This is a genomic window from Pseudomonas sp. WC2 (genome assembly GCF_050586545.1).
GTDB lineage: Bacteria > Pseudomonadota > Gammaproteobacteria > Pseudomonadales > Pseudomonadaceae > Aquipseudomonas.
Window position 1 is genome coordinate 20940 of sequence record NZ_JBOBDR010000001.1, and the last position, 26396, is coordinate 47335.

The 26396-nt window shown below is 57.3% G+C and carries 22 protein-coding genes; 20 read left to right on the plus strand and 2 right to left on the minus strand.

All coding sequences use genetic code 11. The features are described from left to right. Positions 1 to 98: 98 nt before the first annotated feature. The 11 genes from ACQ4OE_RS00090 to pgaD all read left to right on the plus strand — a co-directional run bounded on the left by ACQ4OE_RS00090 (position 99) and on the right by pgaD (position 14287). Positions 99 to 527 (plus strand): MarR family winged helix-turn-helix transcriptional regulator, encoded by a 429-nt coding sequence (locus tag ACQ4OE_RS00090; protein ID WP_430945246.1) that lies wholly within the window; start codon positions 99 to 101, stop codon positions 525 to 527. Then, complete coding sequence (locus tag ACQ4OE_RS00095; protein WP_430945247.1) at positions 524 to 2587, plus strand: FUSC family protein; 2064 nt, start codon at positions 524 to 526, stop codon at positions 2585 to 2587. Before ACQ4OE_RS00090 ends, ACQ4OE_RS00095 begins: the two co-directional genes overlap by 4 nt. Then, positions 2584 to 2793, plus strand: coding sequence for a DUF1656 domain-containing protein (locus tag ACQ4OE_RS00100; protein ID WP_007917703.1), 210 nt, complete (start codon positions 2584 to 2586; stop codon positions 2791 to 2793). The genes ACQ4OE_RS00095 and ACQ4OE_RS00100 overlap by 4 nt, the downstream gene beginning before the upstream one ends. Then, the gene (locus tag ACQ4OE_RS00105; protein ID WP_122594101.1) at positions 2790 to 3692 is read left to right on the plus strand and encodes an HlyD family secretion protein; all 903 of its coding nucleotides are present in this window, start codon (positions 2790 to 2792) and stop codon (positions 3690 to 3692) included. The genes ACQ4OE_RS00100 and ACQ4OE_RS00105 overlap by 4 nt, the downstream gene beginning before the upstream one ends. Continuing rightward, the gene (locus ACQ4OE_RS00110) at positions 3689 to 5131 is read left to right on the plus strand and encodes an efflux transporter outer membrane subunit (protein WP_430945248.1); all 1443 of its coding nucleotides are present in this window, start codon (positions 3689 to 3691) and stop codon (positions 5129 to 5131) included. Before ACQ4OE_RS00105 ends, ACQ4OE_RS00110 begins: the two co-directional genes overlap by 4 nt. A 93-nt stretch (positions 5132 to 5224) precedes the next feature. Continuing rightward, complete coding sequence (locus tag ACQ4OE_RS00115) at positions 5225 to 5860, plus strand: hypothetical protein (RefSeq protein WP_016987623.1); 636 nt, start codon at positions 5225 to 5227, stop codon at positions 5858 to 5860. 292 nt (positions 5861 to 6152) lie between these two features. Beyond that, positions 6153 to 7658, plus strand: a complete 1506-nt coding sequence (locus ACQ4OE_RS00120; RefSeq protein ID WP_430945249.1) for a YdgA family protein — start codon at positions 6153 to 6155, stop codon at positions 7656 to 7658. Positions 7659 to 7915: 257 nt separating this feature from the next. Beyond that, a complete protein-coding gene (pgaA, locus tag ACQ4OE_RS00125; RefSeq protein WP_430945250.1) occupies positions 7916 to 10396 on the plus strand; it encodes a poly-beta-1,6 N-acetyl-D-glucosamine export porin PgaA in 2481 nt (826 codons plus the stop codon). 12 nt (positions 10397 to 10408) lie between these two features. Continuing rightward, positions 10409 to 12406 (plus strand): poly-beta-1,6-N-acetyl-D-glucosamine N-deacetylase PgaB, encoded by a 1998-nt coding sequence (gene pgaB, locus ACQ4OE_RS00130; protein ID WP_430945251.1) that lies wholly within the window; start codon positions 10409 to 10411, stop codon positions 12404 to 12406. A gap of 1 nt (position 12407) precedes the next feature. Continuing rightward, complete coding sequence (pgaC, locus tag ACQ4OE_RS00135) at positions 12408 to 13763, plus strand: poly-beta-1,6-N-acetyl-D-glucosamine synthase (protein ID WP_430945252.1); 1356 nt, start codon at positions 12408 to 12410, stop codon at positions 13761 to 13763. After that, positions 13760 to 14287, plus strand: coding sequence for a poly-beta-1,6-N-acetyl-D-glucosamine biosynthesis protein PgaD (gene pgaD / locus ACQ4OE_RS00140; RefSeq protein ID WP_122594095.1), 528 nt, complete (start codon positions 13760 to 13762; stop codon positions 14285 to 14287). The genes pgaC and pgaD overlap by 4 nt, the downstream gene beginning before the upstream one ends. 60 nt (positions 14288 to 14347) lie before the next feature. Here the strand turns inward: pgaD and ACQ4OE_RS00145 are convergent, their stop codons facing one another. Continuing rightward, a complete protein-coding gene (locus tag ACQ4OE_RS00145; RefSeq protein ID WP_430945253.1) occupies positions 14348 to 15877 on the minus strand; it encodes an FAD-dependent oxidoreductase in 1530 nt (509 codons plus the stop codon). A gap of 139 nt (positions 15878 to 16016) precedes the next feature. Here ACQ4OE_RS00145 and ACQ4OE_RS00150 point away from each other — a divergent pair, with 139 nt between their 5' ends. The 5 genes from ACQ4OE_RS00150 to ACQ4OE_RS00170 all read left to right on the plus strand — a co-directional run bounded on the left by ACQ4OE_RS00150 (position 16017) and on the right by ACQ4OE_RS00170 (position 19835). Then, positions 16017 to 16577, plus strand: a complete 561-nt coding sequence (locus ACQ4OE_RS00150) for a YbhB/YbcL family Raf kinase inhibitor-like protein (RefSeq protein ID WP_122594093.1) — start codon at positions 16017 to 16019, stop codon at positions 16575 to 16577. An 89-nt stretch (positions 16578 to 16666) separates the two neighbouring features. After that, positions 16667 to 18346, plus strand: a complete 1680-nt coding sequence (locus ACQ4OE_RS00155; protein WP_430945254.1) for a vWA domain-containing protein — start codon at positions 16667 to 16669, stop codon at positions 18344 to 18346. A 30-nt stretch (positions 18347 to 18376) separates the two neighbouring features. After that, positions 18377 to 18958, plus strand: a complete 582-nt coding sequence (locus ACQ4OE_RS00160; protein WP_430945482.1) for an RNA polymerase sigma factor — start codon at positions 18377 to 18379, stop codon at positions 18956 to 18958. Beyond that, positions 18955 to 19545, plus strand: a complete 591-nt coding sequence (locus ACQ4OE_RS00165) for a hypothetical protein (protein ID WP_430945255.1) — start codon at positions 18955 to 18957, stop codon at positions 19543 to 19545. The genes ACQ4OE_RS00160 and ACQ4OE_RS00165 overlap by 4 nt, the downstream gene beginning before the upstream one ends. Further along, positions 19542 to 19835 (plus strand): hypothetical protein, encoded by a 294-nt coding sequence (locus ACQ4OE_RS00170; protein ID WP_430945256.1) that lies wholly within the window; start codon positions 19542 to 19544, stop codon positions 19833 to 19835. The genes ACQ4OE_RS00165 and ACQ4OE_RS00170 overlap by 4 nt, the downstream gene beginning before the upstream one ends. Positions 19836 to 20037: 202 nt before the next feature. Here ACQ4OE_RS00170 and ACQ4OE_RS00175 read toward each other — a convergent pair whose 3' ends face one another. After that, positions 20038 to 20994 (minus strand): HNH endonuclease, encoded by a 957-nt coding sequence (locus ACQ4OE_RS00175; protein WP_430945257.1) that lies wholly within the window; start codon positions 20992 to 20994, stop codon positions 20038 to 20040. 902 nt (positions 20995 to 21896) lie between these two features. Here ACQ4OE_RS00175 and ACQ4OE_RS00180 point away from each other — a divergent pair. The 4 genes from ACQ4OE_RS00180 (at position 21897) to ACQ4OE_RS00195 (ending at position 26359) form a co-directional block, all read left to right on the plus strand. Continuing rightward, positions 21897 to 23033, plus strand: a complete 1137-nt coding sequence (locus ACQ4OE_RS00180; RefSeq protein WP_430945258.1) for a polymorphic toxin type 44 domain-containing protein — start codon at positions 21897 to 21899, stop codon at positions 23031 to 23033. Next, the gene (locus tag ACQ4OE_RS00185) at positions 23020 to 23412 is read left to right on the plus strand and encodes a hypothetical protein (RefSeq protein WP_430945259.1); all 393 of its coding nucleotides are present in this window, start codon (positions 23020 to 23022) and stop codon (positions 23410 to 23412) included. Before ACQ4OE_RS00180 ends, ACQ4OE_RS00185 begins: the two co-directional genes overlap by 14 nt. A 533-nt stretch (positions 23413 to 23945) precedes the next feature. Further along, complete coding sequence (locus tag ACQ4OE_RS00190) at positions 23946 to 25376, plus strand: DUF3696 domain-containing protein (protein ID WP_430945260.1); 1431 nt, start codon at positions 23946 to 23948, stop codon at positions 25374 to 25376. Next, positions 25373 to 26359 carry a hypothetical protein gene (locus tag ACQ4OE_RS00195; RefSeq protein ID WP_430945261.1) on the plus strand — a complete coding sequence of 329 codons (987 nt, stop codon included), beginning with the start codon at positions 25373 to 25375 and terminating at the stop codon, positions 26357 to 26359. Before ACQ4OE_RS00190 ends, ACQ4OE_RS00195 begins: the two co-directional genes overlap by 4 nt. Positions 26360 to 26396: the final 37 nt, after the last annotated feature.

Below are 26396 nucleotides of genomic sequence, written 5' to 3' on the forward strand. Positions count from 1 at the left end.
TTCAAAACTTGACTGAAATTCCCCTCCAATGCGATATTGATAGTTAGCAAACTAACAGTGTGCATTTTCTCGTGCCGAACGAACTCGACGCTCTCCAGATGAACATCAGCAGTGCCATGGTGGTGGCCGCCAGGCATTGGCGGAAGATCTGCCAGACCACGCTGGTCAACTATGGAATCTCCGAAGCATGCGCCGTCCCGCTGCTAATGATCGGGCGTCTGGGCGAGGGCGTGCGCCAGGTGCAGGTGGCGCAGGCGGCCGGGATGGAGAGTCCGTCGCTGGTGCGTCTGCTCGATCAGTTGTGCCATTCGGGTTACGTCTGCCGCACCGAGGATGCTCAGGATCGCCGCGCCAAGTGTCTGAGCCTGACTGACACCGGTCGTGAACTGGTGCAGGCGGTCGAGATCGAACTGGTGCGCTTGCGTCATGAGGTGCTCGAAGGCATCGATCAAAGCGATCTGGAAGCTACGCTTCGGGTACTCAGAGCTTTTGAGGCGGCCAATGCGCCTTTGGTGGTCAATTCTTGAACGGTTTTTTCTCCGGTATTCCGCCGGCCCGCGACTGGTTTTACGGGATCCGTACCTTTGCAGCGTCGATGATCGCGCTGTACATCGCCTTGCTTATGCAAATGCCGCGTCCCTATTGGGCGATGGCCACGGTGTACATCGTCTCCAGCCCGTTTCTCGGCCCGACCAGTTCCAAAGCATTGTACCGCGCCATCGGCACCTTTCTTGGTGCCGCGGCGGCGGTTTTTTTCGTGCCGATGTTCGTCCAGAGCCCGTATGTGCTGGTGGTCGTCATCGCGTTGTGGACGGGGATTTTGCTGTTCCTGTCCCTGCAACTGCGTACGGCCAACAACTATGCGTTGATGCTCGCCGGTTACACCTTGCCGTTGATTGCCTTGCCGGTGGTGGATAACCCGCTGGCGGTGTGGGACGTGGCGGAAGCGCGGACGGAAGAGATTTTCCTCGGCATCGCTGTCGCCGCCGTAGTCGGCGCGATGTTCTGGCCACGCCGTCTGGCGCCGGTGTTCAACGACGCGGTGAGCAAGTGGTTCGCCGATGCCACCACCTACAGCCTGAAATTCCTCAGTCGCGATGTGCAGCCCGAAGAAGTCACCGCACTGCGCATGGCCATGGTCGCCAATTTCAACAGCCTCGAATTGATGATCGGCCAGTTGCCCCACGAAGGCGCGCGACCGCAAAGCGTGCGCAACACCAAAGAACTGCGCGGGCGGATGATTCATCTGTTACCGGTGATCGATGCGCTGGAAGACTCGCTCTACGCCCTCGAACGGCGCACGCCGGAACTGGTGGAAAAATTCGAACCACTGCTGGTCGCGACCCGCGAATGGCTCGGTCATCAGGACGCCGATCTCGAGCGCTGGCAAGCGCTGAAAGATCAGCTCGAAGCCCTGCAACCAAGCCCCGAAGCGCTGGAAGATCGCAGGCAATTGCTGTTCTCCAACTCGATCTATCGCCTCGGCGAATTCATTGATTTATGGCAGGACTGCCGGAGTCTGCAAGACGCGATTCTCTGCGAGCGCCAAGACAACTGGCGCGCGGTGTATCGCCACTGGCGCCTCGGTCGGCTGACACCGTTTATCGATCGCGGGCTGATGCTTTACTCGGTGGCCTCGACCGTTCTGGCGATCATCACCGCCTCGGTGCTGTGGATTCTGCTCGGCTGGCCGGACGGCGGCAGTGCGGTGATTCTGGCAGCCGTGGCGTGCAGTTTCTTCGCCTCGATGGACGACCCGGCACCGCAGATTTACCGGTTCTTTTTCTGGACCGGCATGTCGGTGCTGTTCGCCAGTCTTTATTTGTTTTTGATTCTGCCCAACCTGCACGATTTTCCAATGCTGGTGCTGGCGTTTTCCATCCCGTTCATCTGCGTCGGCACGCTGACTGTGCAGCCGCGGTTCTTCCTCGGCATGCTGTTGACGCTGGTCAACACCTCGTCATTCATCAGCATTCAGGGGGCTTACGATGCGGACTTTTTCGCCTTCGTGAACTCCAACCTGGCGGGGCCGATTGGGCTGTTGTTCGCGTTCATCTGGACGCTGGTGGCGCGGCCGTTCGGTGCCGAACTGGCGGCCAAGCGCCTGACCCGTTTCAGCTGGAAAGACATCGTCCACATGACCGAGCCGGCCAACCTCGCTGAACACCGCAAATTGGGCGTGCAGTTGCTCGATCGGCTGATGCAGCACCTGCCGCGTCTGGCACTTACTGGCCAGGACACCGGCATCGCCATGCGCGAAGTGCGGGTGGGCCTGAACCTGCTCGATTTGCTCGCCTACACCCCACGGGTGAAAGGCGCGCCGAACGCGATGTTGCAGCAAGTGGTCAGCGAGGTCGGTGAGTATTTCCGCGCCTGCCTCAAAGCCGGCGAACGCTTGCCGGCGCCAGCTCCTTTGCTGATGACGATGGATCGCACTCGCCGTGCGCTCAATGGCCACGGCGACGATGAAACCCGTCTAAACCTGTTGCACGCCTTGAGCGGTTTGCGTCTGGCGTTGCTGCCCGGCGTCGAATTTGTCTCCAGCGCCGAGCCCGAAGAACCGCTGCCCGATGGAGCGCCCCTATGATCGGTGATCTGGACATCAGCGGCATTTTCCTGCCGACCCTGCTGGTGTTGATGGGCATCACTTATGTGCTGTTTTTGCTGGTGCATGCCGTGCTTACGCGCGTGCACTTTTACCGTCTGGTCTGGCACCGGGCATTGTTCAACGTGGCTCTCTACGCGGTACTGCTGTACGGCGTGGACTCACTCAGTCGATACCTGATGACATGAAAAAACCGTTTTTGACCATCGGTCGCGTGGTACTGACCCTGCTGATCGTGACTTTTGCCGTTGTCCTCGTCTGGCGCATGGTGATGTATTACATGTTCGCGCCGTGGACCCGTGACGGCCACATTCGCGCCGACATCATCCAGATCGCCCCGGACGTGTCCGGGCTGATCCAACAGGTTGAAGTGAAAGACAACCAGTTGATCAAACGCGGCCAGGTGCTGTTCAGCATCGACCAGGATCGCTTCAAACTGGCCCTGCGTCAGGCCAAAGCCGCTGTTGCCGACCGCGAAGAAACCCTCGCCCAGGCCCAGCGCGAAGCCAAACGTAACCGTGGCCTCGGTAACCTGGTGCCAGCCGAACAGCTGGAAGAAAGCCAATCGAAGGTTGCCCGTGCGCAATCGGCGTTGGCCGAAGCCATGGTCACCGTGGACAGCGCGCAGCTCAACCTCGACCGCTCGGTGATCCGCAGCCCGGTCGATGGCTACGTCAACGACCGCGCGCCGCGTCCGCAGGAGTTTGTCACCGCCGGGCGTCCGGTGTTGTCGGTGGTCGACAGTAATTCATTCCACATCGACGGCTATTTCGAAGAGACCAAACTTGACGGCATTCATGTCGGCCAGTCGGTGGATATCCGCGTGATCGGCGACCGCGCCAAACTGCGCGGGCATGTCGAAAGCATCGTCGCCGGTATCGAAGACCGCGACCGTACCAGCGGCAGCAACCTGTTGCCCAACGTCAACCCGGCGTTCAGCTGGGTGCGGCTGGCGCAGCGGATTCCGGTGCGGATTGCCTTTGATGACGTGCCGGCAGATTTCCGCATGATCGCCGGGCGTACCGCCACGGTGTCGATTATCGAAGACTCGAAGGTCGACGATAAACAGCAGGAGCCCGCGCAATGAGCAGGGCCCTGATGATCGCCGGGTTGGGCGTGATGTTGTCGGCGTGTCAGATGGTCGGGCCGGATTATCACGTGCCGGAAGATGCCGCCTTTCAGCGCAAGGATTTTCAGGGCGAACTGGCCGTGGCCGGCAAACCCGTCGTATCGGCACCGGTGCCGGCAGACTGGTGGCGGCTGTATAAAGATCCGCGCCTTGATCAGCTGGTGCAGCAGGCCATGGCTTCCAACACCGATCTGCGCGTTGCTGCTGCCAACTTGCAGCGCGCCCGTGCTCAGGTCGATGAGGCCGAGGCCGCCGGTGGCTGGAGTGGCGGCGTGAAAATGGGCGCCCAGCGTTTGCAGGAGTCCGGCCAGGCGTTCTTGCAGCCGGAAAAAGTCCCGGTGGCCAACATCGGCGATATCGGCATCAGCGCTTCCTATCAGTTCGATCTGTGGGGCACGTTACAGCGCGGCATCGAAGGTGCGAAGGCCAATGCCGACGCGACACAAGCCGCCGCCGATACCGCGCGCATCACCTTGGTCGCGGACGTGGTTCGCGCTTACACCCAAGTCTGCGCGGCCAACGAAGAACGCGAAATCGCCCAGCATTCCCTTGATCTGCAATCGCAAGGCACCACGTTGATTCAGCGCTTGCGTGACGCCGGCCGTGGCGACGAAACCCAGGTCACCCGTTCGCAAACCCAATTCAAATCCCTGCGCGCCGACATGCCGCGCTATGAAGCGGCGCGTCAGGCCGGGCTGTTCCGACTGTCGATGCTGCTGGCTAAACCGGTCGATCAATTGCCTGCCGGCACGGCGACTTGCGCCGAACTGCCGAAAATCGCTCAATTGGTGCCGGTCGGCGACGGCGCCGCACTGCTCAAACGTCGCCCGGACATTCGTCAGGCTGAACGACGTCTGGCCGCCGCGACGGCCGGGATCGGCGTCGCCACCGGCGAGCTGTACCCGGACATCAGCATTGGCGCGACCATCGGCACCGTCGGCATTCTCGATGACCTCGGTGACCCGTCGACCAACCGCTGGGGCTTCGGCCCGTCGCTGAGCTGGAAAGTGCCGACCAACGGCGCCCGTGCGCGCATCCGTGAAGCTGAGGCGGCCACCCAAGGCGCGCTGGCGCACTTCGACGGCGTGGTGCTCAACGCCATTCGCGAAACCCAGACCGGCCTCGCACAGTACAGCGCACTGTTGCAGCGCCGCGATGCGCTGGCCGACGCCGAGCAGTCGGCGAAACTCGCGGCAGACCAGACCCACCGCTTCTTCCAGGCCGGCCGCGAGTCGTTCCTCGCCGACTTGCAAGCAACGCGCACCTACACCGATGTCACCGCGCAACTGGCCGCCGCCAACACCCAAGTTGCGATGAGCCAGATCGATTTGTTCCTCGCCCTCGGCGGCGGTTGGGAAAGCGGACGAACGCACGCTCCAAGCCCGAGCAAACCCTGAGGCCATAGCTATGCTTTGAAGTGTTGGAAGGGCGCCCCGTGCAAAGCACCCTTTCAACGCACATTGCTAGCGCTGGTCTAGGGGAAACCAATAATGAAAAACCCTTACGCTCTCGGCTTCTGGTGCGCCCTCGCAGCGCTGGTGCTGCTCTCGGCCACCTATTTCTACGGCATCATGCTGGCCCACCAGATCGACAAGGCCATGGTTTTCCTCGACAGCGCCGTCGCGCTGATCGCGGTGATGGCAATCGTCGTCGTGGCGTGGGCCTCGCTCCAGGTGCAGCGGGTGAAGAAACGGCAGCTTGAACAGGGCAAGACCCTGGTGCTGATCTGGGATACCAAAGTCGCCCTGCGCCGGGTCGAAACCGTGTTCGACCGATATTTCTGGGGCAGCTACTGGCAGCCCGGGCGTACGTTCGCCGAAGTCATGGGCGAACTCACTGGCACACCGCTGGAAAAAAGCCTCGAAGCCCTGAAAAAGCAGTGTCTGGAACTCGACAAGCAGATCGATGGCGAAGGCTGGCATTGGCTCAACAATGCCCGCGAATTGTCCGATGTCGCCACCGCCATGGCCCGCGAGCGTTATCAGCTGGATTTCTGTGATCCGCGCGCTGATGGGCCGGGCGGGGCGGTGATTGATCGGGATTTTGAAGTGCTGGTTTATACCTGGACGGCGCGGTTGAAGAGTTTTGATCATCAACTGGATGAGATTGAGGTTCAGTATTCCTGAATCTGCGCAGAATTATCTGGCCCCTTCGCGAGCAGGCTCGCTCCCACAGGTACAGCGTTGTCCTTGTGGGAGCGAGCCTGCTCGCGAAGGCGGACTGAAAAACACCGAAACTCTTCCAGCTTGTCGACGGTCCACTCTCCCCATAGACACTCTTTAACCTTTAAACATTGGGCCGTCTTGCCTGCCCGGTGCTAATCTCCACCGCTGAATTCAGCGCAGTCGAGCCGCGACCCGGTCACGGGTTCAGGGAAGACGACCACACTCACAGCCACGGAAATCGATCAGGTCATTCATGAATAAATCAGCAGGCGTGCTCCTCGGAATTGTTGTTGCCATTGGCGCGATCAGCGCAGGTGGGGCCTGGTACACCGGCACCAAGATCGAAGGCGTGTTGAACAACGCCGTCAGCAACGCCAACAAGGAGTTGCAGACCGCCATGGCCGGTTCCAACGGCACCGCGTCGCTGGAACTGGTGTCCCTCGATCGCCACACTTTCACCAGCACCGCGCACTATCGCCTCAAGGGCGAAGGCGAGATGTTTGGCGACAAGCCAGTCGAATTGCTCTTCGTCGACCACATCGAACACGGCCCGCTGCCGTTCTCGCGTCTGGTTTCGCTGAAATGGCTGCCGGTCATGGCCACCAGCAATTACGAGCTGGAAAAGAGCGCGGCCACTGAAAAATGGTTCGCCGCCACCAAAGGCGCGGCACCGCTCAAGGGCGTGACCAACATCGGCTACGACGAATCCACCACCAGCACCCTCGAACTGGTGCCGTTCGAAACCGCGCTGGATGAGCAATCGAGCCTGAAATTCTCTGGCCTGACCATGGACATCTCCGCCAGCGCCCAGGCGCAAAAGGTCAAAGCCAACGGTTACATGGACAACCTGAAACTGGTCACGGTGGCTGAAGATCAGGCGCCGGTGCAGGTCGAACTCAACGGCCTGACCCTGGCCAGCAACCTCGCCAAGAGCAGCTACGGCTATTACACCGGCGAAAACACCCTGGAACTGACCAACAGCAAAACCACCTTCGGGCCCAAGCAATCGGTGCTGGGCGTGAAGAGCTTCGAAATGAAGAACCTCACCGAAGAAAACGGCAGCAATGCCTCCGGTCGCGCTGACTACAAGATTGGCGAAGTCAGCCTCAACGACAAGAAAATCGGTTCGGCCAACATGGCCATGAGCCTGAAAAACCTCGACATCCCCTCGACGATGTCGCTGATGCAGATCTACCAGACCAAACTGCAGCCGTATGAAAAAGCCGCTGCCGAAGCTGCTGCTCAAGGTTTGCCAGCGCCGGAGCTGAACCTCACCGAAGCTGAAAATGCCCAAGTCAAAGCCGACCTGCAGAAACTGCTGGCTGCCGGCCCGCAGTTTGCGCTGGAAAACCTCTCGTTCAACACCGCCAACGGCGAGAGCAAGGCCAATCTGGTGATCGACCTGACTAAACCGCAATCGATGGATCTGCCGCCGGATCAATTGGGCAAACAGCTGGTTGCGCTGCTCGACCTGAACATTCAGGTATCGAAGCCGATGCTGATTGATCTGCTCAGTGTGCAGGCGCAGCTCGATGGCCAGACTGACGCCAAAGCGATTGTTGATCAGTCCAAGGAAGCGGCGGACATGTTCGCTGGCATGGCAGTCGGTTCGCAGTTGGCCGTGGTCGACGGCAGCAACGTCGTGACCAAGCTGCATTACGCTGCCAATCAGGTCGAATTCAACGGCCAGAAGATGACCGTCGAGCAGTTTGTCGGCTTCCTGATGAGCAAGTTCGCCGGCGTCACGCAAGTGCAGTAATTCTGCGCTCTAAATAGCAGCGCCCGGCCTCTGGATCCTCCAGACGCCGGGCGTTTTGCTGTCTGGCGTTCGGGTTTCGGCTGTCGCGGCGCAACTGTCGTGACGATTCTGAACAATTATTGTGTTCTGGATTCTGGTCTACGCTTGCGTGCAAGACTGCCTGACTAAGCTTGGCCGAGTGCTGTCATTTTCGGCCACCGTTACGAATGGGCAAGGAGGGCATTGCGACCCGGCTGGCCATGTAAGGATGCTGACGAATGCCGCGTATTGATGTTCCTGTATTGCATCGTGGTTTACGCCCGTTGTTCCGCGTTGCGCTGTGCAGCCAATTGCTTTGGCCGGCACTGGCGTTTGCCGATACCCCCTACGATCAGATGGTGCGTGATGCCCGTGCCGGGCAAACCACGCCTGCGCTGACGGTATTGCGTCAGGTGCCGCCGGGTCAGTCGACCACCGGGCAGATCAGCGATCACCTGCAAATCGCCAGTTGGGCCGGCCTGGATGCCGAAGTGGTGCAGGTCTATGAAACCCAGGGCCGTGACCGCGTGCTGCCGGTGCAGGCACTGACCGCCACCGCCCGCGCCTATCGCAATCTCAAGCGCTGGGATCAAGCGACCCAGGTCTACAACAAAGCCCTGGTGCTGGAACCGGACAACGCCGACCTGCAACTGGGCCTGGCCCTGACCCAGGCAGACGCCGGTAAACCTGACGAAGCCGTGACCCGCGCCAAAGCGCTGGTCGCCGCCAAACCCGATGATCCTTCGCGCCGCCTGGCGCTGGGCTATGCCCTGACTCGCGCGGGCAAGCAGTACGACGCGCTGTTCGAATACGATCAAGCCTTCAAACGCGCTGGCAGTAAACCGGAAGTTGCCCGCGAATACGTGGTTGCCCTGCAAAAGGCGCGTCTGCCCGAACCGGCACTGCGCTTGGCCAATCAACGCCCGGGGCTGATCGATCCGGTCACGCTGCGCCGCCTCGAAGGCGATCTGGCCGCCGAACGTGTGCGCCTTGCCGAACTCGCCACTCGCAGTGAAAAAGAACGCTACGTCATCGCTGACCGGGCGCTGGCCGATTACGACAAATTGCTCGCCACCTGGACGCCGGACGCCACCGCCCACGACGACGTGGTGCGCTGGCGCATCGACCGCATGGGCGCACTCAAGGCCCGCGCACGCACGGCGGACGTCATCGCCGAATACCAGAAGCTGCAAGCCGAAGGTGTGAAGATTCCGACCTACGCCATGCGTTGGGTTGCCGCGTCTTATCTCGATCAGCGCGAGCCGGAAATCGCTACCGACTTGTATCGCCAGGTACTGTCTGCGCCTGACGCCGATGTTGGTGACCGTCTCGAAGACACCACGGCGCTGTACTACGCGCTGCTGGAAAGCGACCGCGCCGACGAGGCGCGCAAGGTCGCCGAAGATCTGGCCAAGTCGCAGCGCCCGCGCATCGAGCTCAAGGGTTTGCCGATCGGCAATCCCAACGATGAATGGATGGACGCTCAGCAACTGGCGGCGCAGGCCGGCACCTACGGTTCCGATCTGCCGCATGGCGAAGAACGTTTGCAGACGCTGGTCGATCAGGCCCCGGGAAACACCGGTTTGCGTCTGGCTCAGGCCGATCTGTATCTGGCCCGCAACTGGCCGCGCCGCGCAGAAATGCAGCTCAAGGAAACCGAGAGCATGGTGCCGCGTGACATGGGCCTGGAAATCGGCCAGGCGCACACGGCGATGGAATTGCAGGAATGGCGGCAAATGGATGCGTTGACCGACGACGTTGTCGCGCGTTATCCGGACAACCGTCAGGTGCAGCGTCTGGCCCGTGAGCGTGAAGTCCATGACATGTCCGAGCTGCGCGTCGAAGCCTACGGCGGCAAGGCCAACGGTGGCGGTGACAGTGATGCAGGCGCCGTCAGCGGCAGCCGCGATTTCGGTATTCAGACCACGCTTTACAGTCCGCCGATTGATGAAGACTGGCGGGTGTTTGCCGGGGCCGGTTATGCCACCGGCGACTTCACCGAAGGCACCGGTCACCATCGCTTCCAGCGTGTCGGCCTGGAGCGGCGTACCCGCGACATGACCCTCGAAGCCGAAGTCTCCAATCACGATTACGGCTTCGGTGACAAACAGGGTGCGCGTCTGGCGATCGCCCGCGACATCAATGACCACTGGCAGTACGGCGGCAGCCTCGAATACCTCTCGGCGGAAACCCCGCTGCGCGCGCTCAACAGCGACATCAAGGCCAATGGCGGCAGCGGCTTCATCCGCTGGCGCGCCAACGAAAGCCGCGAGTGGCGCCTGTCGGTCAGCCCATCGCATTTCAGCGACGGCAACAACCGCGTCGAAGCCTTGCTCACCGGTCGCGAGGGCGTCTACAGCGCGCCGAACGTGCAGGTTGATGCCGGCCTGGAAGTCGGCACCAGCCACAACTCGAAATCCGATGACGTGCCGTACTTCAACCCCAAATCCGACCTCAGCGTGATGCCGCTGGTCAACGTCAATCACGTGCTCTATCACCGCTACGAAACCTCTTGGAGCCAGCAATTCCAGGCCGGTGCGGGGACGTACAGCCAGCGTGATCACGGCACCGGCGGCATGGGCCTGCTCGGCTATGGCCAACGCTACGCCTGGAACGATGTGCTTGAGGTGGGCGGTTTGCTCAGTGTGATCAACCGGCCCTACGACGGTGATCGGGAGACCGATTTGCGTCTGCTCGTCGACCTCACTTTCCGCTTCTAGAAGAGTTTGAAGATGCCTTTGATTTCGCGTTTCATCCTTCTGCTGGGAGTGCTGTTGATCAGCGCCTGCGCCCAGCAAGCCCCGGCCTTCACGCCGCCGTCCGAGCGTCCGTTGGCGGCCAGTGAAAAACCGTGGCCGAAAAACCACGTGCTCGGCATTGCCTATCACGATATTGAAGATCGCGATCCCGATCAGGCCGTGGTGGCGGTGCGCACCGAGCGCATGATCGAGCAACTCGCCTGGCTGCGTGAGAATGGCTATAAGCCGGTCACGGTCGATCAGATCATGGCGGCGCGCAAGGGCGGCCCGGAACTGCCGGCGAAAGCGATCCTGCTCAGCTTTGACGACGGCTATTCGAGCTTTTACACCCGTGTGCTGCCAGTGTTGCGTGCCTACAATTGGCACGCGTTGCTGGCGCCGGTCGGCAGCTGGATCGACACGCCGCTCAATCAACCGGTGGATTTCGCCGGTGCCCCGCGTGCGCGTTCCGACTTCCTGACTTGGGATCAGGTGCGCGAGATTTCGCAATCGGACTTGGTGGAAATTGCCGCGCACACCGACGCCAACCACAAAGGGATTCTGGCCAACCCGCAAGGCAACATGCAGCCTGCTGCGGCGACCCGGCGCTACGATCCAGTGACCAAGCGTTATGAATCCGAGGCCGATTTCCAGGCGCGGATTCGCACCGACGTGAACAACATCTCGGAGAAAATCCGCAAGGTCACCGGCAAGAAACCGCGTGTCTGGGTCTGGCCTTACGGCACGGCGGACGGCACTTCGCTGACCGTAGTGGGCGAGGAGGGCTACGAAATGGCCCTGACGCTGGACGACGGCCTCGACACCCTCGACAACCTGATGAGCAGCCCGCGCTTCCTGGTCGCCTCCGACCCTGACGGCGAGCATTTCGCCAACAGCGTGGTCGGTGTGCAGTCCGATTTCGCCATGCGCGTGGTGCACGTCGATCTGGACAACGTCTACGATCCGGACCCGGCGCAACAGGACATCAACCTTGGCAAACTGGTGCAGCGCATGGCCGACATGGGCGCCAACACGGTGTTCCTGCAAGCCTTCGCTGACCCGAAGGGCGACGGTCTCGTGCACTCGCTGTACTTCCCCAACCGCCACTTGCCGGTGCGTGCCGACATCTTCGACCGCGTCGCCTGGCAGTTGCGCACCCGTGCTCACGTGAAAGTCTTTGCGTGGATGCCGGTGTTGAGTTTCGGCCTCGACTCAAAATTGCCACGCGTGACCCGCTGGGATCGGAAAACCGGCACCACGTCGGTCGACCCGGATCAATACAAACGTCTGTCGCCGTTCGATCCGGAAGTACGGCGGATCATCGGTGAAATCTACGAAGACGTGGCGCGTCTGACTTCGGTCGACGGCATCCTTTATCACGACGACGCCGTGCTCTCGGACTTCGAAGACGCCAGCCCTGAAGCGCTGAAAGCCTACGCCGCGCAAGGCTTGCCGGGTTCTATCGCGGCGCTGCGTGACGATCCGGCCGCGATGCAGCGCTGGACGCGGTTCAAGAGCAAATACCTCATCGATTTCACCAATGAGCTGACGGCGAAAGTCCGTGCGATTCGTGGCCCGCAAGTGCTGACCGCGCGCAACATCTTCGCCGAGCCGATGCTCAATCCGCAGAGCGAAGCGTGGTTTGCGCAGAACCTCGACGACTTCCTCGCGACCTACGACTGGACCGCGCCAATGGCCATGCCATTGATGGAAAAACAGACACAGGCGCAGTCCGGGCCATGGCTGGAAGCGTTGGTCGCAACCGTCAAGAAACGTCCCGGCGCACTCGATCGCACAGTGTTCGAATTGCAGGCGCGCGACTGGACGAAAAAGGATCAGGCCGACATCGACGGCGCGCATCTGGCGGACTGGATGAGTCGCCTCAAGCGTCAGGGCGCGACCAGTTTTGGTTACTACCCGGACAACTTCCTCGACAACCTGCCAGACCTGAAAACCGTAAGGCCTGCACTCTCCAACAAATGGAACCCATAACATGCTGGATAGACTGTTAGCCCTGCTTGTTCTGGCGCTCGTCCTCGGCGTGCCGCTGGGCCTGATCTTCCTGGTCACCGGGCAGTTCCTGATGGACTTCGTGTTCTTCTACCCGCTATTCATGTCCGGGTTGTGGATTGCCGGTGGCCTGTATTTCTGGCTGCACTGGGAACGTCACTGGCCGTGGAAAGACGACACGCTGCCGCCGCCACTGGAAGGCGAGCCGCTGATCTCGATTCTGATCCCTTGCTACAACGAAGGTGACAACGCCGCCGACACCATTCATGCGGCATTGGCCCAGCATTACCCGAACATCGAAGTCATCGCGATCAACGACGGTTCCAAGGACAACACCGCGCAAGTGCTCGACGCGTTGGCCAAGGAAGATCCACGGTTGCGCGTGCTGCATCTGGCGGAAAACCAGGGCAAGGCCGTCGCCCTGCGCATGGGCGCTATTGCTGCGCGCAGCGAGTATCTGGTGTGCATCGACGGTGACGCGCTGCTGGCGCCGAACACCGCAGCCTATCTGGTGGCGCCGATGCTGGATAACGCGCGACTTGGTGCCGTGACCGGCAACCCACGGATCCGCACACGTTCGACGCTGGTCGGGCGGGTGCAGGTGGGCGAGTTCTCGTCGATCATCGGTTTGATCAAACGCACTCAGCGCGTGTTCGGACGGATCTTCACCGTCTCCGGCGTGATCGTCGCGTTCCGCCGCTCGGCGCTGAACCGGGTCGGCTACTGGAGCCCGGACATGATCACCGAAGACATCGACATCAGCTGGAAGCTGCAACTCGATCACTGGAGCATCTTCTACGAGCCGCGCGCGCTGTGCTGGATTCTGATGCCGGAAACCCTCGGCGGGCTGTGGAAGCAACGTTTGCGCTGGGCCCAAGGTGGCGCCGAAGTGCTGTTCAAGAACATTCGTGGCATCTGGCAGTACCGCCATCGTTACCTGTGGCCGCTGCTGTTCGAATACTGCCTGTCGACCGGTTGGGCGTTTACCTTCCTGTTGTCGGTGATCTTCTGGGGCGTGGGCAAATTCGTGGTCATGCCGCAAGCCATTGCCGTCGATCACTTGATGCCGCCGGCGTTCACCGGGTTGTTGCTCGCATTCGTCTGCCTGGTGCAGTTCGCGGTCAGCATCATCATCGACCGCCGCTACGAGCCGGGCCTGGGTAAAACCATGTTCTGGGTGGTCTGGTACCCGATTGCTTTCTGGTTTGTCAGTTTGCTGACGACGTTGGTCAGCTTCCCCAAAGTGTTGTTCGGTCAACATCAGAAACGTGCGCGTTGGGTCAGTCCTGACCGGGGTATCAAACCGATCGGCGACGACGAAGAGGAGGTCATCAAATGAAAATCATCCGGACCCGCCAACGGCCGTTTCTGGTCGTGGTCGATGTGGTGCTTACCGTGATCGCGTGGGTGGGGCTGCTGTTCCTGCTGATACGCGGGCTTTGGCCGTTGATTGAAACCCACACCGCTGGACCGCGCATCGACAACTCGGCGTTCGACGCGCTGGGCACGTTGCAGATTTATCTGTGGGTGGCGTTGGTCAACGCAGTGATTCTGATCGGTTGGGCGCGATACCAGCAGCGCAAAAGCCGCAGCTTCGCCCAGCGCCGTTTGCCGTCGCCGGTAATCGACGACGACGGGCTGAGCAAGAGCTTCAAGCTGTGCGACGACCGCTTTCAGAAGCTGCGCACACCCGGGGTGATGACCATTCACAACGATCAGGAAGGCGATATCAGTCATGTGGTGACGCATTTCTGGCCGGTGCATCAGCAAGAGTTACCGCCGCCGCTGGCCCCGCTTGAGCATCCGCGAGTGATCTTTTTGCATGCCGAAGATGACGATAATCGCGAGCCTCTGCCTCGATAATTGATCGTTCCCACGCTCTGCGGTTTGATCGTTCCCACGCGGGAGCGCGGGAGCGATCAATTACCTGACGTCGTTAACCTGCTGCCAGGCCTCTTCCATCGATAGCGGCTGCTTCATCAGTTCAGCCAGTAGCGCCATCGCACGCTCTTTCTCGCAGGCAACTGCAGCAACCAGCACGCCGTTTCTACCGAACAACCCAATAAACGGCGGGTGCTCAGGCTCGCCAAGAAACTCCACCTCATCCCAATGTTCCGCATGCCCAAGGTAGTCGTAGTTCTTGCCGAAATGCCAGGTCCAGAAAAACGGCACGTCGAGGTAATGCTCGTCGCCACCGAGCATGTTGGCGGCAGCGATGCGTGCGTGTTGCTGGGCCAGCCGCCAGTGTTCGATACGTTGCGGCTGGCCATTGAGCGGGAAGGTGGCGATGTCGCCGATGGCCCACAGGTTTTCGCTCACGCGCATGCCGTCATCGACGCGCAGTGATTGATCCTTTTCCCTTGGCAGCGACGCGAACGCTTCGGTCGCCGGGTGTACGCCGATCCCCGCGAGTACCAGATCCGCTGAAATCCTTAATCCATTGTCCAGCAGCACCGCCTCGACTTTGCCGTCGCCGATGATCTCGGTGGCTTGGTGATCGTCGATGAATTTCACGCCATGTTCTTCGTGTAATGACCGAATGGCTTTGCCCACGGCGTCGCCGAATTGAGCGGCGAAGGGAATGGCGTGGCGAGCGAGCACGGTGACGTCGAGGCCGTGCTGGCGCATAGCCGAAGCGCATTCGAGGGCGATAAAGCTGTCGCCGATGATCACCGCGCGTTGATCCTGACTGGTTGCGCTCATGATCCGTTCGGCCTGAGCCTTGGAGCGCAGCACGAAGACTTGCGGCAGGTCGGCGCCGGGCAATTCCAATCGATTGGGCTCCCCGCCGGTGGCCAGCACGGCAGCATCGTAGTGCAGGCTCTGGCCGTCGCTCAGGTGCAACGTCTTGTTTGCAGCATCGAGCGAGGTGATTTCGTTATTCAGGCGTTCGATGCGCTGCTCTTTATAGAAGGTTTCATCTCGCAGCGGCGGCGTTTCCTCGGGGGGCATTTCCCCGGCGAGGACAAATTTGCTCAGCACCGTGCGGTCGTAACCGGCGTCGGCCTCGCGGTCGAGCATGACGATGCGGCCACCGAAAGCCTTTTCCCGCAACGCCGCCGCACACGCTGTGCCGGCTGCCCCGGAGCCAACAATCACGAACGTTCGTGGATCATCCGCCGGCGGGGTGTGAGCATCCGGCAGGGGTTGGTCATCGACCCAGACCTCGTCGCCGCGCAGTTCCAGTGGGTAACGCTTGAGGCTGTCGAGGGCTGGCGGCTCACACAACGCGCCGTCTTCTGCGCGAAAAGCCGCTTTGTGCCAAGGGCAAATCAGCCGTCCATGACACAGCGCGCCGTCAGCCAATGGCGCCCCGGCGTGCGGGCACTCGCCCTGAAAGGCACGCAGTTGCTCGCCTACGCGCAGCAGCACAATCTTGCAGTCGCCAATTTCAACTTGCAGGCCACGGTCTTCAGGAACATCGGCGAAACGGGCGACGCGGTGCAGGGACATGTTCGGCTTCCTCGCGGGCATTTCTCTTGTGAGTTGGCGCATCGGTGCGAGGTTCAGCCATTTGCCACTGCCACGGCACGAACGGTACAGCTATAGTTTGCAGGCCGACGACGGCCCCACTGCACAAGGTGCTCCCGGAATGACCCGATTGACCTCTCTCAACCCATGGCTGGCGGCCCTCGCCGTCACCCTTTGCGTGCAGTTTCCGGCGCAGGCCCAAGAGCGTTTCACCCTGAGCATCCCGGGTGTTTCCGATAACCGTCTGTTCACCTCGGCTGCTGCCAGCGATGCAGCTGGTTGCGGCGGCAAGAACCAGTCGCCGGCGTTGAGCTGGAACGCGGGGCCTGCTGGCACCCAGAGCTACGCGATCGTCATGCACGATCCGGACGGCCAGAAAGGCCTGGGCGTCGATCACTGGATTCACTACGGCATCAAATCCACCACGCGGCAGATCGCGGCGGGTGTCGGCGCCAAATCCGCGTTCGAAGGTATCGGCGGCACCAATAGCAAGGGCAACACCCATTACATGGGGCCGTGCCCGCCGGTGGGCGACAGTGCGCACCACTACATCATCCAGATCTACGCGCTGGACTTGGCTCCTGATGCTTTGCCCGCCGGTCTGACCCGTGCCGAGCTGATGGAGAAAATCAAAGGTCATGTGCTGCGTAACAGCAGTGCGGTGCGGCGTTATCACCGCTGAAAAAAATTTTTAGCGGCGTTTAACCCGAACTGAAGGGGCTGCCCGTCTCAGTGGATGAATGATCAACTTCATCCCCGAGGTCAGCCCCCATGTCTCTTCATCTCTTACGTCCTGTTGCGGTTGGTGTGCTGCTGGCGCTCGCCGGTTGCGGTGCTTCTTCCACACCCGATTCCGCTGCTGTGCCCGCGCCGGCCCAGCCCGAAGTGCTGGTTCAACAGGAAGCGGTGATGGCCGGTGGCTCGATGGCCAAGCGCCTGGTCCGTTCGGCGCCCGTCGCCAGTTTTGCGCCGATGCCCGGCGCGGACAGTTATCCACAGGGCTATCGCGACGAGCAGCGTGAGCAATATCAGGCGCTGGCTGACAACCCGATTCACAGCGTCGCCGAAACTCCGGTTTCAACCTTTAGCGCAGACGTCGATACCGGCGCGTACGCCAACGTCCGCCGCCTACTCAATCAGGGACGTCTGCCGCCGGAAGGTGCCGTCCGGCTGGAGGAAATGGTCAATTACTTCCCCTACGACTACGCGTTGCCCAGCGACGGCTCGCCGTTTGGCGTGACCACCGAACTGGCGGCTTCACCGTGGAACCCGCACACTCGCTTGCTGCGCATTGGCATCAAGGCTTCCGATCGCGCCGTGGCGGAACTGGCCCCGGCCAATCTGGTGTTTCTGGTGGATGTGTCCGGCTCGATGGATCGCCGCGAAAGCCTGCCGATGGTCAAAAGCACGCTGAAATTGCTGGTCGATCAATTGCGTGATCAGGATCGCGTGTCACTGGTGGTGTATGCCGGCGAATCCAGAGTGGTGCTTGAACCAACATCCGGACGCGAGAAAGCGAAAATTCGTACAGCCATCGAGCAATTGACCGCGGGTGGCTCGACCGCAGGAGCCTCCGGTATCGAACTGGCCTATCAAATGGCGCAGCAGGCCTTCATTCCCAAAGGCATCAACCGCATTCTCCTAGCCACCGATGGTGACTTCAATGTCGGCGTCAGCGACTTCGACAGCCTCAAGCAAATGGCTGTGGATAAACGCAAAACCGGGATTTCCCTGACCACCCTGGGTTTTGGTGTGGATAACTACAATGAACACTTGATGGAACAACTGGCCGACGCGGGCGATGGCAACTACGCCTACATCGACAACCTGCGCGAGGCGCGCAAGGTGCTGGTCGATCAACTGGGTTCGACCCTCGCCGTGGTGGCGAAAAACGTCAAACTGCAGGTGGAATTCAACCCGGCGCAGGTCAGCGAATATCGCCTGCTCGGCTACGAAAACCGCGCGTTGAAGCGTGAGGATTTCAGCAATGACAAAGTCGACGCCGGCGAAATCGGCGCAGGACACACGGTGACCGCGCTGTACGAAATTGTCCCGACGGGCGAAAAGGGTTGGCTCGAGCCGCTGCGTTACGGGGACTCGAAGTTGGTCGTTTCCGGGAAGAGCGGAGAATTGGCGATGCTGCGTGTGCGTTATCAACAGCCGGAGGGTGGGAAAAGTCTGCTGATCGAGCGGCCGATCGCCAACCAGGTCGCAACCGCCAGCGAGGATCTGCGTTTTGCCGCTGCGGTCGCCGCGTTTTCCCAGCAACTCAAGGACGGCCGCTACACCGGCGATTTCAGCCTGAAAGACACCGAGGCACTGGCCCGAGGCGCGCGGGGCGATGACCGTTTTGGCCTGCGTAACGAGTTCGTGCAGTTGGTGAACCTGGCGCGAAGCCTGCGCAGTTCAATCGCAGCGAACGCGCCGGCCACTGAACGACGGATTGAATAGGTGAGTCGTCTGAAGGGCTTTATCAGCCAGCTGTTTGCCTCGGCAGACAGCTCAAACGCCAGCAGCGATGAATCGCTGCTGGCGCGGTATCGCGCGGGCGACGGCGCGGCGTTCGAGATCTTGTACGCCCGTCATCGTCAGGGTTTGTATCGGTTTTTGCTGGGCTTGAGCGGCAAACCTGAACTAGCTGATGAGGTGTTTCAGGAGACTTGGCTCAGCCTGATCCGCAGCACCAGTCAGCCACAAGGCCGGGCGACTTTTCGTACATGGCTGTTCCAGATTGCCCGCAATCGCCTGATCGATCACTGGCGCAAACACGGGGTTCACCAACCGTTGCACGACAGCTATGACGAACAAAGCCACGCGGTCAGCGACGAGACGAATGATCCCGAACAACTGCTGAGCCTCAGCCGCGACAGTCAGCGCCTGGAAAGCGCTCTGCAAACCCTGCCCGCCGACCAGCGCGAAGTCTTTTTGCTGCGTGCTCACGGCGACCTCGACCTGGCGCAAATCGCCAGCCTCACCGAAACACCGCTGGAAACGGTAAAAAGCCGTTTGCGCTACGCCCAGCAAAAACTGCGTCGGCTGCTGGCCGAGGAGGTACTGACATGACTGACGCCCGCCAGACACCCGAAGATCTGCTGATCAAGCATGTGCGCGAACAACACAACGCTGAACCGTCGGCGCACCTTGATGCTTTCATTACTGATACTGCCCGCCGCGAAATCCCGGCGCCCAAGCCAGGATTATGGCATTGCTGGCTCGATGCCTGCCGCAAACCACGCTGGCAAGTCGCATTCGCCAGCCTCGTGGGCGTCGCGTTGATGTTGTCGCTGGTGCAGCGCGCACCAGAACCGCAAGCGCAATTCGATTTCGCCCCGGCAGCCAAACCCGCCGCACCGCTGATGCGTAAGCAAGCCCCTGAAGCATTGTCAGCCCCCGCAGGTGCCATGCCCGCACCCGCGCCGATGGCGGAAATGGCCGCACCGATGCAAAGCGAAGCCATCAGCGCCGACGAAGCCAAAGTCAGCAAACGCGCCGCCACCCCGGCCAATGGCCTTGACGCGCAACTGCGCGAAGTCTTCCGCCTGCGCGAATCCGGCCAGTCGCAAGCAGCAGACAGCCTGTTCAACAACCTGCACAAACGCTACCCGAACGCCGATCTCGACGCCCGACTCGAACAGTTGCAGAAAAAATGACCGCACGACCCTTCAGTCATTTGGCATTGCCCCACAAAAACGCGCACTATCGGGGCATTGCCAATACGCTGGAGGACACTGTGGCATCGAAAATTGACCGCATTGCCCAACTGCTCAACTGCCCGGAAAAGGGCGAAGAGATGCGGCGCGCGATTACCGAGGCACGTAAGGAATTTCTGCTGAACCAGCCGGAAGAGGACGTCGTTGATGAAGACGACGTTTTTGAGGACGAGGTTGGGGAGGAAGAAGATGACGATGATTACGATGAATTTGATTGGACGACGGAGTGACGTCGTTCCAGTCCTCTTTGCATTGGCCACAAAAAAGCCCCGAACTTCATCAGTCCGGGGCTTTCTCGTTTAAATCAATGGCGCACCAGGCGTCGTTTGAACTGAGCTCTGCAGACCCCATTCTGTAAGGGTTTGGTTGGTGTTGTTTAGGTTAGGCATACACGTGGGCATACACGCTGACAGTTGCTGATGCATGCAATGACTACTCGCGTCGATGCCGTGCGACCACTAGCAATGAATCGTTCAAGCTTTCTCTATCCGCCGAGAAATGTGCATCCCTATGGCAATTTGGACACAGTGCAACGCAGTTTGAAACTCGATCACTCACTTCAACGCCCAGTATATGGTGGACGTCCAGAAAGCCTGTATACGAGCGACTTGCTCCGCAACCCGGCCGTTCACAACGCGCACCGCAACGATCTATGACCGCTTTTCGGACATTCGGATCCCGAGCCACTCTGGAAACGGTCACTTGAAAACGTAAGGTTTCATCACGACCCAAGAGCGATAAATCGATACCCGGTAGATCGTTAAAGGTGTCGTTGGTCGCTATTTCGAAACCACCGGAGCCCTGACGTCGAGCCAAGTCCTCCACCTCAGGCCAATTCCATAAAACGTCGGCAACCTTGTATGCCTCGTCATAACGATCATCCATCAGCCACATGGTTGGACAATCTCCATTTACCGCATGGTTCTTTTTGAGGCGCCCTAGCTTCCCTTCAGCGATTAGCTTCGCGCTTACATCTCTTTGTCCGTTGATAATTCCAGTTATGGCATTTACAGGAATTAGGGCCGCGAATTTGATAGCCGATTCATAGCGCTGGACCAACAGTGCGTGAGTCACACCTTGAGGCGCTTCGCGATCAACGATTTCGGCAATTGTCTTGTCCCAATCACCATCGCTGAGCCGTGCTCGTAATTGTGCCGCAGAGTATTTCTCAGGCTGGTCTTCCCACCGCCAACACAAGCGAACACGGGCGGTGAATGTCTTACCTTCAGGTGTGATAGCGGAAAGAAGTTGAGAATGACCTTTACGTACATCACTCACACCATTGAAACCGATGCCTTCCAAAAAAGGTTTGAGCATTCCACGAGTGACTTTTTCAGCTTCGATGCTTTCGAGCGTTCGGAAGGCGCGTTTCTGAGGAGAACTTTCCATAGGTGAATACCGTGTAAAAGGCGGTGATGGTGGAAGCAAATAGCTTCAAGCGCTTACTGTCGATAGCGATTTGACGATAGGTCAGCCTGAGATAATTGCTTCAGGGGACGCTAGAGCGACCAAATATTGCTGGGGCCCCTGAGAGATCCTTATCCATACGGGGTCGGAAACCCGTCGGACTGCGTTAGTGGCAGGATTTCAAAGTTACTGAAATTTCAGGCATTGAAATCGAAAAAATCCTGCCAAAAAAAGGCCATCGTTACCGCATCGGTAACGATGGCCTTTTGTGTTGATGATTATGGACACCTTCGGCTGTCAACCTGTCAACCAATGTAGAAAATTCAGCCACTGCCAAGATCGCGCGGGTTTTATGCCCCGTGTCATTCAGAAATGCTCAGGGTCCCCGGCGACCTCCCATCATCTTGTGCAGTTGCACTGGTGAACTGGGTGTTCACCCGGTTCACCTGTTCACTAAGCTGGGCACCTATCCGCTAACAAAGTCCGGCGGGTTTCCGACCCCGTATATGTCTCAAAGCCTCAGGGGCCCCGGCACTTGCAGAATCTCATCGCTGGTGGAACGCGTTGCTAATGGGGAGCGGGGACGGATATCTTTCAAATGTGGTGTTACAAGTGTTACAGGTGTTGCGTAACTTCTTAAGTATCTGTTTTTAAAGGATAATATTTATGTAACACCTGCTAACGGCTTATCTCGTGTGTGGTGTAACAATGCGGAACGGTGTTACGGGATTTCAAGGTCCCCTGCTGGACAAAACCTGCAGTGCAGGGTTCAAGCTCAGACTTGTCCTACAGACTGGCCCCGCCCTGTGCGCTAGCCTTGCAGAGACTATTGAACGCGTTTTACCTCCTAACTGAGGTTTTCAATTACACGACAAGGACGACGAATGACTCCCTCTGCTCGATTGGGTGACAAGCATGTCTGCCCATTACCTGGTCATGGCACCACCCCGATTTCCTCCGCCAGTGGCGACGTAAATATTAACTTTATGGGCTCCGCACGTGTCGGGGATACATGCGGTTGTGGTGCCGTAATTACCACAGGTTTTCCATCGATTCAGGTGAATGGCCGTCCTATGGCCCACCTGGGCAGTCCTACCAGCCATGGCGGAACCATCATCACCGGGTCAGGTGATGTAGGTGGCGGGTTTGTCATGGGCGATTCTGGCGGTGCAACCATCATCAACTTCATGGCACTTGGAGCGTTCCGTCCAGACGGCACTGTGGACGATGAAAGGATGGCGACCTTGCTCGCTGACCCAAATTTGAAAGAGAAGGCTCTGGCGGCGAATGCTTTGGTTGATCCGCAAGCCACCACCGAAAAAACCGAGGCGAAGACAGAGCCAGAAGCACCCACTACTTGCAAAGACCCTGACATGATGGAGCAACTGGCCGAATACATCGCGGCTGAGATGAACCGCAATATCAAAGATCCGGCAGTCTTGGAAATGAAAGAGCTCAACAGCTTCGATCCTGAGGCGGAAACCAAGAAATTTTTGGAGCTTCCGCTCTACCTGCGCCTAGGGCAAGATCCTCAGTTTTACAATATGGCACTGGGGAAAAAGGCGAAGGCTTTCGCCATCTGGACGAAACAGGTGGGTCAAGGTCAGGATTGGGACCACAAAAAAAAATTGGCCAAACTGTTCGGTGCACCTTGGCACAAGCAAGGGGCGTATGACTTCTACTACGACATCTGGTCGAACATTCACTATGGGTATGTCGGCTTAGCCGGTGGACTCTCTGACAGCGTGCAATTGGACGGCGCTGGGGTTGAGCAAATAGGCTCAGACAGTTGGCGCTTCCTCCAAAACCCTAAGAGGTTTGATGGTCCGCGCAGGACGGAAGGCGTTGAAGGGATGCGAGCATGGGACGATGCTCCTGATCGAGTGTCGATCATCCTCGGAATGGAACTCTACAAGGAGTATCCGAACGGCGGTGTTACCGCGCAGATCATCATGGACAAGGTGTTGGCACTGCCAATCGCTGACTGGGGTACAGGAGTTCAAAAACATGTCTGCAAGTGAAAAGCGATCACGACACATTGGGCGGTGGATTGGGCTGCTTCTCATAGGTGCGGTGGTGTGCTGGTACGTAGCAATACCGCGAGTTGTCGTCTTCTACTCAAAAGACGGTACCAAGAAAATTAGTTACGTTCTGAACACCCAGCACACCATCGTTCGCGGTGAACTGCTGCCCGGAAAGACAACGGGTGACGTCGGACATATCTTTCCTAGCGATGAGTTCTTTATGCGTCTTGACTGGTGGAATGTGAAGGGGCTGAACCGTTGCGTCAGCATTAAGCCTCAATGGCCGACAACGGAAATTCATATTGATCTTGATGGCGAGATTGACTCCAGTGAAGGTAGCGGCACTGATAGAGAACGATTGAAAGCGTGCCAGTAGGATGGACAGAATGTAACTAGTGAATGCGTCTCCGATTGTATTTCTGGCGTGGCAGATACTTCGCCGATGTCTGTTGTCTGCAGGGACGACGGCATGGTCGGTGAAGAAGTCGCGTGGAGCGACAGTTATGTTTTTGCTATGGATTCAGAGGCTTCGTTTTTTAGCCGCGAGGTCACAACTCTTTGCGCTTTCTTTCTTAGCGAAACGCGATGAACGGCTAAAAGCGGTCATCTCAGCTACGCACATGAACACTAGTGAGTAACGCCTTCACTTGCAGTTGCACCTAATAAACCCTTCAAGTTATTCGTACGATCAATATTGGCATTCATAATTCACACGAAGAGCTACTACGCTTAGCCCTCCCCCTGTCATAGATAAGCAAAATGGATGTCCGTAGAAATAACGTACTAGAAAGAAAATCTGGATTAAATTTGGCTGTTCAATACGCCATGTTCTATTTGACAAACTCTCTGTAGACCACAAAAAAAAACCTTGTTAAGATCGATGAAATTTCGATCAGGGATGGTAATTCTGTGTTTAAAAATATAGGGATCAATAATTTCAAAGGATTTTCGCAGCCTCAAAGGATAAGGCTGGCACCAGTCACACTAATATACGGGCCTAACTCTTCAGGAAAAAGCTCGATCATCCAAGCGCTAATGCTTTTGAAGCAGTCAATAACTAGGCCCAGTGAAAGCGGGGGGGTGGTTTCAACTGGTGAGTATATTGATTTAGGCACTTTTTCATCAATGATGAACAATCATGATACTCGAAATGATTTGGAGTTCTCTGTTGAGTACAGCCCTCTAAAGAGACAGTCTTTAGCGGGAAGAACTAGCTTTGGAGACTCTCACAACAGAGTTCATGAGTTCACATATTCTTTGTCCGGCAGAGAGATCGGCCACGAAAATGAAAAATTTACATACCTAAAAAAAATAACCACGAAGATAGTTACTGAGGGTAATAATAAGTCTCTTTTTAAACTTTCAATGCAGTCGATATTGGATGACAAGATACAAGCTAGCTTTGTTCGGCGGAGCCTAGCTGCTCGCGCTTTTGACTTTGCAGATGTCGATAGTAGTGAGTCTTTCTGTAATTATGTTTCTCGCAAGACCGGTGTTGCAGGGTTCGATTCCAATCCCGTTAGAAAGCTCATTAATAACTTAACATTCAGAAGTGATCCTAGCTTCTGCACGCCATCTTCTGTAGTCATCAAAGAAGGCCATAAGGATGTAGATAACGTATCTTTCTCTGTATGTAACCAGACTATCGGCGAGATTGCCACAGAGTTACAAGATAAATTCGGAACTGTCGCGTATCTCGGCCCCTTGAGATTACACCCCGCTAGACTTTACGCTCCTAAAGGCGATCAGAGTGGAAGTGTGGGTAAGGCGGGAGAAAATGCGGCACGGTTAATCTATGAGAAATCGCCTGGAATGAGCGATGAAATTAATAAATGGTTTAATAGGTTTGATATCCCTTATTCATTATCAGCGGAGAATATTGGTAATGATATTACTGGTTCGGTAGTTTCTTTGCAGCTCAAGGATCTGCGAACCGGAGTTGTTGTAGGGCCGTCCGATGTAGGGTTTGGTATCGGGCAACTGCTTCCCATACTTGTTGAAGGGTTAGTCAGGAGGCATAGCACAATATGTGTTGAACAACCTGAGATCCATCTGCATCCACGGCTCCAAGCGGAGCTCGCAAACTTCATAATTGAAACTTCAAAAGAAAATCAATGGATCATTGAAACACATAGCGAATCTTTAATTTTGCGTCTGCAAAACAAGATTAAAGACGGTACTATATCTCATGAAGATGTTGCAGTTATATATGTGGAAGCAACCAGTCGTGGGAGCAAGGTGTTAGAGATACCTTTGGATAAAGATGGTGACTTTATGGTCGATTGGCCAGACGGTTTTTTTGAAGAAAGACTAAAAGAGCTGTTCGGTAAAAAATCATGATAACCGAATTCTTTTTTGATGATACATTTTTTTCGTCTGCCTACCTGAGTGATATAAATCTTAGTGTTGTGCATGACTTATTTTTAAGTAATTGGATCGATTACGGTGTTCTTGTTTATCCGGCTGGTTATCTAATAAGATATGACGCTGCTATTAACGCATTGCCTGTAAAATATCAAGCACAGTGGAAGGCTGCGTTGGCCCATGGCAAGAAAGTTTCAACCGAAATACCTTGGAAGGACATTGATCTTTTAACGGATTTCGAAGAGGCATTGAAAAGTTATTCACGCTACTTTAGTACGGCTTTTGTTGATGATACTTTGGCCTATGTATTATGTGGTAATGGAAATATCTCAAGGCACTGTAAGTCTACCAATTTTGAGGTGGTGGGCGCCCCAGCAATTACTCAATCCGAAAACTTTAAAAGATCGACAGTTTTTTCCAAACAAGATATAGCTGGCGCCTCAAATATTAATACTGTCTGGAATGATCGCTTTAAGATGCTTGCGAAGCATTCAAAACGTATAACGATCTGCGATAGGTTCTTGTTTGAGCGAATATTGGATGATGTGGCGCGAGGTGTTCATAGCAGTATAAAGAACTTTCTCGATTTCCTTGTTGTGGAGGATGGAGATTACTACTTGACGATATTTTCTGACGGGGGAGGAATGGGCTCTGAGCAAAAAATTGAAATAGAAAATTACTTTAGCACACTCTTCAAGCCAGCGACCGGATATTCCGCTAAAGTAAAGCGATTGACTCTAATATCGAACGAAAAAAAGATATTTCAGCAATTCTCACACGATAGATATGTGCGTTTTGATGATTATGTTTGTGCGCTTGGGAATGGCCTGACTATCTTTGAAAGGAACCCAATATCAAACACCACCGTGTCCATTAAATTGAAACCTTTCACTAACGCTGATGCGATTGAAAAGGCACTGAGAGATGATCCACTTTGGTGTGATGTCCCGATAAGCTAGGCTTGGTTGTCTTAGGTTTCATTCAGAGTCGATGCCC